Here is a 9216-nt window from a genome sequence, read left to right on the forward strand (position 1 = left end):
TTGATTAAATCGGCGCGCCCGGCGGCACCGCCTGCGCGACCGGCAGCGTCTCGCTCAGCGCCTTCAGCCCCTCGACCGGCCCGGTCAGAGCCTCCGCCAGATAGGCGCACTGCGCCGTCTCCAACCGGTCGCCGCGGCAACGCTTCAGCTGCTCGCCGAACCGCCGCGCGCTGTCGCGCACCGCGCCCTGCGCCGTCGAGGACAGATCCTTGCCCTGAATCAGCGCGGCCAGATGGGCCGCATAGCGGGCGCGGGCGACGCGGCGCAGCTCGGCCTGACGCGGGCTCAACGCCACCCCTGGCCCGACGGCGACCGCCACCCGATCCAGCGTCTCGACCAGGCCCAGCTGCCCCGGGTCGCGGCGCTCCTGCTCGACCAGACGGTTCAGCCGCTCCGGCGCCAACAGGGTTTCAAACACCACCTCGGTCGCCGCCGCCGCCGCCGAGGACGGATCGAACACGGCGTCGGTCTTGCCCTCGAACAGCTCGATCTGGGTCTGGCGATCCGAATTGCCCGACTGGGCCGAGGACAGCAGATCGATCAGATCGTCGCGCAGGTCCAGTTCGGCCGGAGACAGGGCCAGCATCAGGGCCTCCAGCGCCGCGCGCTGTTTGTCCGCAGGCACGACCTCGGCCCGCTCACGCCCTTCGCCGCTGACGGCGTAGCTGTAATCCAGGCCCCCGATCTGACGCCCCACCGCCGTCGTCTGATAGCGGTGATAGAGATAGATCGGCACGATGACCCGGCGCAGGTCCGCCGCCGGCGCGCCCGCGGGCAGATTGGCCAGGCCGAAGCGCGACAGGGCGATGCGCCGCACCGCCAGGGTGTTGGCGAACTCGGCGGTCGGGTCGGTTCCGTTGTCCCACATGGCGCCGTAAGGCTGCAGGCTGCCCAGCGGACGGGTGTCGGTGTCGTTGACGAAGCGGTAGCCCTTTGCTTGCGCCTCGGCGGCCAAGGCCGCTCGCCGCGCGATCGGATCACGTCCCGGCGCGTCGCCATAGAGCCAGTCGACGACATAGCGGTCCCAGGCGCCGACGCCGGTCGTATAGGCCTGGCTGAAGTCCAGCCGGTCCCCGTCCGCGATCACCCACGGCGCCGGATAATCCATGACCGAGGCCCGCCCCTCGAAGGTGGAGGCGGCGAAGTTGTGAGCAATGCCCAGGGCGTGGCCGATCTCGTGCGCCGACAGGTGGCGCAGGCGGTGATAGGCCAGACGGTCCGGGTCGTCCTCGGCGCCCGTGCCGCTGCGGGCGGCGCCGATCAGCCCTTCGATGATCATCTTGTCCTGACGGTCGCGCAGGGAGCCCAGTTGCACCACGCCGCGCACGATCTCGCCGGTGCGGGGGTCGTTGACGCTGGTCCCGGTCGACCAGCCGCGCGTCTCGCGGTGAACCCATGAGATGATGTTGTAGCGGGCGTCCATCGGATGCGCCCCCTCGGGCAGGAGCTCGACACGGAAGGCGTTAAGATAGCCCGCCTGTTCAAAGGCCTGCGCCCACCAGTTGCCGCCCTCGATCAGGGCTTCGCGGATGGCGGGCGGGGCGGCGCGATCGACGTAGAAGACGATGGGCCTCTTCACCGTCGAGCGCGCGGCGGTCGGATCCGTCTTCTCCAGCCGGAACCGGCGGGCCAGCCGACTGACCACCGGCTGATCCAGGTCGGCGGCGAAATCCGTCACCGTCACCTGAGCCGAGGTGCCCGACCGCGGATCATGCAGCACAGGCAGGAAGCCCTCGTCCGGCAGTCGGATGAACGAATGGCGCACCGCCAGGGTGACGGAACGGGTTTCCGGCGAAACGCGCGACAGCTCACCGCCCGGCTCGTCGCTGGTGAAGGTCTGGACCGTCTGGAACTCGACATTGTCGGGGAAGACCAGGGTCTGGGCCGTATCGACGTAGCCGAGACTGGCGGCCGGCTTGAACGTCCCCAGCCGCGCACGCTTCAGACGGGAAACCACATTGACCGCGTCGCGCTCGAGAAAGCCCGAAAGGTCCACCGTGACCGAACCGTCGGCCCCGGCGTCCGTCGCCTCAGCCGACCAGACGACCGGCGAGACGAAGGAGGCGGCGACGGCGTTGACCTGATCCGGGTCGGCGTCCACGGCGCGGAAGCGGTGGTTCTCGAAGGCGGCGAAGACCCGGTTCCCGACCTTGCGGAAGACCACGATCTGCGTCTGCCCCAGGCCCGAACGATCCAGCCCCGCTCCGTCCATGCCCAGGCCCGCCGACAGACCCGGCTGATACAGATAACGGCCCAGAACCCCGTCCGCGTCCGGCGCGGGCAGGCGCACCGAGACCTTGCCCTTGTCGCTGTCCTGTCGCACGCCGAACAGGCCGTCCCGCCAGGGGGCCGACGCCGCCGAGGCGGGCGCGGACTGCGCCGCTACGGGAGCCGCCGCTCCAGCCAGAACCAGACCCGCGGCGCCCGCCAGCAGAACCTTGCGCAACATCGGCTTCCCCCTCCGATTGATTCAACAGCGGTCGTTCAGACCATCGAACGGCCGAAACAGCAAGCGGCGGCTCAGCGTACGCCCAGGGCCAGAGCATCCGGACGCCGAGTGTCGGCCGCGCCCAGGAAACGGTCGCCATCGACCATGATGGACTGGGTGCTCCCCATGGTCATCGACGGACGCACGGCGTGCCCCCGCTCGCGCAGCAGGCGCTCGACGTCGGGCGAAAAACCGCCTTCCAGCTCCAGCGGACTGTCGCCTCCCGCCTGGTTCAGACGCGGACGCATGGCCGCCTCGGCCACGTTGAGATCGTGGTCGATCACGTTGGAGATCAGTTGGACCATGGTGGCGATGATGTAGCCGCCGCCGGGCGTGCCTGTGACCAGCCAGGGCTTGTCGTCCTTGAACACCACCATCGGCGTGATGGTCGAACCCAGGCGCTTGCCCGGCGCGGGCGAGTTCGGCTCCCCGCGCGTGCCCCACGAGAAGTTGTCCAGGTGGTTGTTCAGCAGGATGCCCGTCCCCACCGGGGCGACGTGCGCGCCGTAGGAGTTGGACAGGGTGTAGGTGTTCGACACCGCATTGCCGAAAGCGTCCGCGACCGAATAGTGGGTCGTGTCCTGGCTCTCATAGGGATAGGGGTTGCCCTCGGGGATATCGGCCGCTTTCAGGGTGCGGTCCAAGGCGATCAGTCGAACGCGTTCGGCGGCGAATTCCTTGCTCGCCAGCCCATGCGCCGGGGTGGTCCACTGCGGCGCCCCGCCGATCAGGCGACGGTCCGACGAGGTGATCTTCATCGCCTCGGAGATCAGATGCAGGCTGTCGACGCTGCCCCACCTCATCGCGCGCAGGTCGAAATGCTCCAACAGGTTCAGCGCCTGGGCGACGCTGACGCCCGAGGCCGTCGGCGGCATATAGGCGATGCGATGGTCGCGATAGCTGCCCCAGATCGGCTCTGACACGTCGGCGCGGTAGGCGGCCATGTCGGCCATGGTGATCACCCCGCCCTGGGCCTGAACGCCCGCGACGATCTGGCGGGCCAACTCGCCCTTGTAGAACTCATCGGCCCCGCCGCGCGCCACCTTGCGCAGGCTTTCGGCCAGCAGAGGCTGGCGGAAGATCTCGCCCGCGCGATAGGGGGTTCCGTCCGCCTTCAGATAGGCTTCGCGCGCGCCCGGATCGGTCGCCAGCACCCGCGCCCGCCCGGCCGTGGCGTCGGCCTCGCCGTCCGACAGGACATAGCCTTCCTCGGCCAGCTTGATCGCCGGCGCGACCAGATCGGCCCAGGGCATGGAGCCGAAGCGCGCGTGCGCCTCCCACATGCCCATGACCGTGCCCGGCACCGAGACGTTGATGAAGCCCGACGGCTTGCTGCGGTCAAAGCGGCCGCTGTCGTCCAGCAGCAGGTCCGGCGTCGTCGCCGCCGGTGCCGTGCCGTAATAGTTGACGGCGATGGTCTGGGCCGGCCGCTCGGCCGTGGTCGCCATATGGACGATCATGTAGCCGCTGCCGCCGATGTTGCCCGCACGCGGCAGGGTCACGGCTTCCGCGAAAGCCACGGCGACGGCCGAATCCACCGCATTGCCGCCCTGACGCAGGATTTCGACGCCCACGCGGGTGGCCGGGTCGCTCTGGCTGACCACCATGCCGCCGCGCCCCACCACGGGGCTGTGGATCTGGCCGTAGTTGACGATGTCGCCGCCGCTACCCGCGGCGGGCCGGACCGGCGCGGCCTGTTTGGCCAGGACCGGCCCGCCCATCAGCATCAGGGCCGCCGTCAAGGCGACCAGGGTTCTGGGTTTGGTGATGTGCATGCAGCCCCCGTCACAATCCATCGCCGCCCCGCCTCTAACAGCGACGAGCGGAACCGCGACGACTGACCTCAAATCCGATGAGCGAGCGATAGCATTGCTAAAAAGTCGACTTCAAGGGCATTTCTTAGTGATTATTGCGCTCATTATTTTGAATATCGGCAATATTTAACCCAAAAAGGTTGACGCCGCTAACTATGGCGTCTTTTAGTCTGAAATGCGGCGCATCGTCCGCCATCGATAAAAACTCAGGCGACGGCGCGCTGCGCGACGGTCGCCGGCCATCAAATGACGCTCAATCGGAGGGGATGCCGAGGCGATGATCAAACACGGGGATGCCAAGCTCATGCGTTCAGTCCATGCACGTCGAAACATAAAGGCCGCCATGCTGGCCTCCACCGCCCTGCTCGCCGCCGGAACGGCGCACGCCCAGCAGACGCCGGCCAACGAACAGGCCACCCAAGTCGAAGACATCGTCGTCGTCGGCTCCCAGATTCGGGGCGCGAAGGTCACCGCCGCCCTGCCCGTCACGGTCGTGGGCGAGGAATTGATCCAGGCGACCGCCGCCACCTCGGGCGACGAACTGCTCCGCTCCATCCCCCAGATGGGCGATGTGACGTTCAACTCGGGGTATCTTCCGGCCTCGTCCAACTCGGCGCGCGGCGACACCGGCTCGGTGAACCTGCGCAACCTCGGCATCGGCAACACCCTGGTCCTGCTGAACGGCCGCAGGGTCGTGGGGCACCCGACGTCCCAGGCGAACGAGCACCTGGTGCCCGTCCTGACCTACAACACCAACGCCATTCCGGTGTCGGGCCTGAAGCGGCTTGAAGTCCTGCGCGACGGCGCGGCGGCCATCTACGGCGCCGACGCCGTGGCGGGCGTGGTCAACACGGTCCTGCGCGACGACATGAACGACTGGACCGTCTCGGCCCAGTACGGCGCCGCCGAGGGCACCGACATGTGGGAGAGCAATTTCTCCTTCTACGGCGGCAAGGACATCGCCGACGGACGCGGCAACCTGTCCCTGTTCTTCAACTACGACCACCGCGACGAGCTTTCGACGCTGGATCAGGACTACACCGCCTCGGTGGACATCCGTTCCCTGTTCGCCGGAACGGGCTTCGAGAACGACACCACGCTGAACGGCGTCTCGTCGCTGACGCCCTGGGGCTATTTCCGCGTCGCGGACGGCGCCGCCTCGATCGGCGGCGCGAACCGCTCGGCCTTCACCATCCAGCCCAACACCCTGTCCGGCTGCATCCGGCAGTTGGGCGACGGCTTGTGCATCAAGAACGGCACCACGGTTGACGCTGCCTTGCGCGCCGATACGGCCCAGGAAGACCTGACGGTCATTCCCCAGGTCGATCGTTTCAACCTGTTCCTGACCGGCCGCTACGAGATCAACGACAACGTCGAATTCTTCGGCGAGCTGGGCGGCTACTACGCCAAGTCCAAGGCGCGGCAGGCGCCGATCAACACCCTGTCGTCCGTGGTCATGACGATTCCGGGCACGAATTTCTACAATCCGACCGGCGAGGATCTGCTGCTCAGCGGCTATCGCTTCAACGACTTCGGTCCGATCGGCGTCGAGGTCACGAACAAGCAGTTCCGCGCCCTGGGCGGACTGCGCGGCGAATGGCGCGGCTGGAACTGGGAAACCGCCCTGGTCTGGTCCGAAGCGACGGCCGAGGACGTGTCGGACAACATCTCGACCACGCGCCTGTTCGAGTGGGCGTCCAAGTCCACGCCCGACGCCTACAACTTCTTCAACGGCGGCGACCCGACGCACCCCCGCTACGGCGACTCCACCCCGTCGAGCCAGGCGGCGCTGGACGCCATCGGCGTCGACATGGTCCGCAAGACCAAGACCGAACTGGGCATGTGGGACTTCAAGATCTCGCGGCCTGACCTCTTCACCCTGCCCGCCGGCCCGGTCGGCATGGCCGCCGGCGTCGAGGCCCGTACGGAGACCCAGCTGGACGACCGCGACAGCCGCATCGACGGCACGATCACCTATACCGACCGATCGGGCGCGACCTACAGCGACCTGATCAACTCATCGATGAACCCCGACACCTACGGCGAACGGGACGTACTGTCGGCCTATATCGAGTTCGCCGCCCCGCTGGTCTCGCCGGAGATGGGCGTGCCCCTGGTCCACAACCTGGAGGTCCAGATCGCCGGCCGCTTCGAGAATTATTCCGACTTCGGCGACGTGGCCAAGCCCAAGTTCGCGGCGGCCTGGGACATCGTCGACGGGTTCCGCGTTCGCGGTTCGTGGGCCCAGGGTTTCCGCGCCCCGAACCTGGAACAGATCAACGCCACGATCATCACCCGCTCCAACACCAGCACCGACTGGGCCTATTGCGAGGCCCTGCTGCGTCGCGGCGCGCTGAGCAACATGAACCTGTGCGGCGGCAGCTTCACCCCGCCCTCCACCTTCCCCGACGCCGACGCCGTCAGCACGGCCCGGATCGCGCGCCTGACCGCCGAGCAACGCTCGGGCAATCCGGACCTGCAGCCCGAGGAGTCCGAGACCCTGTCCTTCGGCCTGGTGGTGCAGCCGCGCTTCATCCCGGCGGACTACGGCGACTTTACCTTCACCGCCGACTGGTGGCGGGTTGAGCAGACCGGCATGGTCGGCATCTTCCGCGGCCAGAACGCCATCACCCTGGACTATCTGCTGCGCAAGAGCGGCGGCTCGAACCCCAACGTGGTGCGCGCCGCCCCGACGCCCGAGGACATCCGCCTGTTCGCGGGCACCGGTCTCGCCCCCGCGGGCGAGATTCTCTACATCAAGGACGCCTACACCAATCAGCAGCCCCAGACCGTCGAAGGACTGGACCTGGGCGCCATGTGGAGCCTGCGCGGCACCCGCTACGGCGACTTCAACCTGAACCTGAACGTCTCGCACTTCCTAAAATACTATCTGGAGCCGTCACCGGGCGTTCAGGAGCTGATGGACGCGATGGACGCCGGGGACATCGATCCGGCGATCAACTTCTCGGGCAGCGCAGGCGATCTGCTTCGCGACTTCGGCCGCCCGGAATGGAAGTGGTCGCTGTCGGGAACCTGGCGCTATCAGAACATCACCGTCGGCGCCTTCACCCAGTACATCTCGTCGCTCTACGACGACTCCGTCACCAATGCGGCGAACGAGCCCTGGACCGTCGACGCCACCCTGACGGGTAATCTGTACGGCGAATATCAGTTCGAGGACGGCGGCCTTCTATCCGGCACGGCGGTCCGCGTCGGCGTGCGCAACATCACCGACGAACAACCGCCCCTGTCCAGCGGCGGCTATGTCGGCACCGTCTATCAGCCCTACGGTCGCTACTGGTACGCTAGCATCCGCAAGACCTTCTGACCGATCTCTGATCGTCCGGGGACGGCAGGCGGCGACGCCTTCCGTCCTCCCTTCTTTTTGTTCCCGGAGTACTCCATGAAGCCCGTTTCGATGCGCGCCCTCGCCCTCGCCGCCGCCCTGGCCGGCGTCGGCGTCCCCGCCCTGGCCGGCGAGCTGTCGCCCCAGGCCCAGCAGCAGATCGTCTCGACCGTCGACCGCAATCAAGCCGCCCTCGACCACGCCGCGCTCGAAATCTGGAAGTTCGCCGAGTTGGGCTATCAGGAGACCCAGAGCTCGGCCCTGCTGCAGGGCCAGTTGCGCGACGCCGGCTTCACCGTCACGCCCGGCATCGCCAATGAGCCGACCGCCTTCCTGGCCAGCTTCAAGAACGGTTCCGGCCCGGTCATCGCGGTCCTGGCCGAATACGACGCCCTGCCCGGCCTGTCGCAGACCCTCAGCCCGATCCAGGAATCCGCGGGCGGTCATGCGGGCCACGGCTGCGGCCACAACCTGTTCGGCGCCGCCTCCATTCACGCCGCCATCGCAGTGAAGGACTGGATGGTCGCCAACAACATCAAGGGCGAGCTGCGCGTCTACGGCACCCCGGCCGAAGAAGGCGGTTCGGGCAAGGTCTACATGGTCCGCGACGGCCTGTTCGACGACGTGGACGTGTCGCTGCACTGGCACCCCGGCAATGTGAACTCGGCCCGCCAGGGCGACACCATGGCCAACGTCTCGGGCAAGTTCCGCTTCTACGGCACGGCGTCCCACGCCGCCGCCGCGCCGGACAAGGGCCGCTCCGCCCTGGACGGCGTCGAGGCCATGAACGCCATGGTCAACCTGATGCGCGAACACGTGCCCGACCGCACGCGCATCCACTACGCCATCACCGACGGCGGCAAGGCGCCGAACGTCGTCCCGGCCTACGCCGAGGCCTATTACTACGTCCGTCACAACAACCCGGAAATCGTCCGCGACGTGCTGGAGCGGGTGAAGCTGGCGGCCGACGGCGCGGCCTTGGGCACCGGCACCCGCGTCGAGTTCGAGGCCATCGGCGGCGTCTACTCCATGCTGCCGAACGAAGCCCTGATGCACGTCATGGACCGCAACCTGCGCCATGTCGGCGGCATCACCTGGACGGCCGAGGAAACCGCCCTGGCGTCCGAAATCCAGAAGACCCTGACCACCAAGCCCGACCTGGCGTCCGTCGGCCAGATCGAGGACGCCGTGATCGGCGGCGACTTCGGCGGCTCGACCGATGTCTCGGACGTGTCCTGGGTCACGCCGACGGTCGGCCTGTCAACGGCGACCTTCGTGCCGGGTTCGGCCGGTCACTCGTGGCAGAACGTGGTGGCGGCAGGCTCGACCATCGGCCTGAAGGGCGCCCATCTGGCGGCCAAGACCCTGGCCCTGACCACCGCCGAACTGTTCCAGAGCCCCGAGACGATCCAGGCCGCCAAGGCCGAATTCGAGCGCCGCCGCGGCCCTGACTTCCAATACCGCGCCCTGCTGGGCGACCGCGCCCCGGCGCTGAACTACCGCGACTAGCCGCCGCGCCCCTTCTCCCCTTGCGGGAGAAGGTGGCCCGTCAGGGCCGGATGAGGGGT

Annotated in this window: 4 protein-coding genes; 2 read left to right on the plus strand and 2 right to left on the minus strand. The window is 67.8% G+C overall.

The features are described from left to right. Positions 1-4 precede the first annotated feature (4 nt). Together BDIM_RS10750 and ggt are read right to left on the minus strand one after the other, a co-directional pair. The gene (locus BDIM_RS10750; protein WP_003165622.1) at positions 5-2449 is read right to left on the minus strand and encodes a zinc-dependent metalloprotease; all 2445 of its coding nucleotides are present in this window, start codon (positions 2447-2449) and stop codon (positions 5-7) included. Between the two features lie 71 nt (positions 2450-2520). Then, positions 2521-4263 (minus strand): gamma-glutamyltransferase, encoded by a 1743-nt coding sequence (gene ggt / locus BDIM_RS10755; protein WP_050796699.1) that lies wholly within the window; start codon positions 4261-4263, stop codon positions 2521-2523. A gap of 382 nt (positions 4264-4645) precedes the next feature. Between ggt and BDIM_RS10760 the strand changes: the two genes are divergently transcribed. Beyond that, the gene (locus BDIM_RS10760) at positions 4646-7630 is read left to right on the plus strand and encodes a TonB-dependent receptor plug domain-containing protein (RefSeq protein ID WP_244911830.1); all 2985 of its coding nucleotides are present in this window, start codon (positions 4646-4648) and stop codon (positions 7628-7630) included. A 75-nt stretch (positions 7631-7705) separates the two neighbouring features. Continuing rightward, a complete protein-coding gene (locus tag BDIM_RS10765) occupies positions 7706-9157 on the plus strand; it encodes an amidohydrolase (protein WP_003165626.1) in 1452 nt (483 codons plus the stop codon). Positions 9158-9216: the final 59 nt, after the last annotated feature.

The sequence above is a fragment of the Brevundimonas diminuta ATCC 11568 genome (genome assembly GCF_000204035.1).
In the GTDB taxonomy this organism is placed as follows: Bacteria; Pseudomonadota; Alphaproteobacteria; order Caulobacterales; family Caulobacteraceae; genus Brevundimonas; species Brevundimonas diminuta.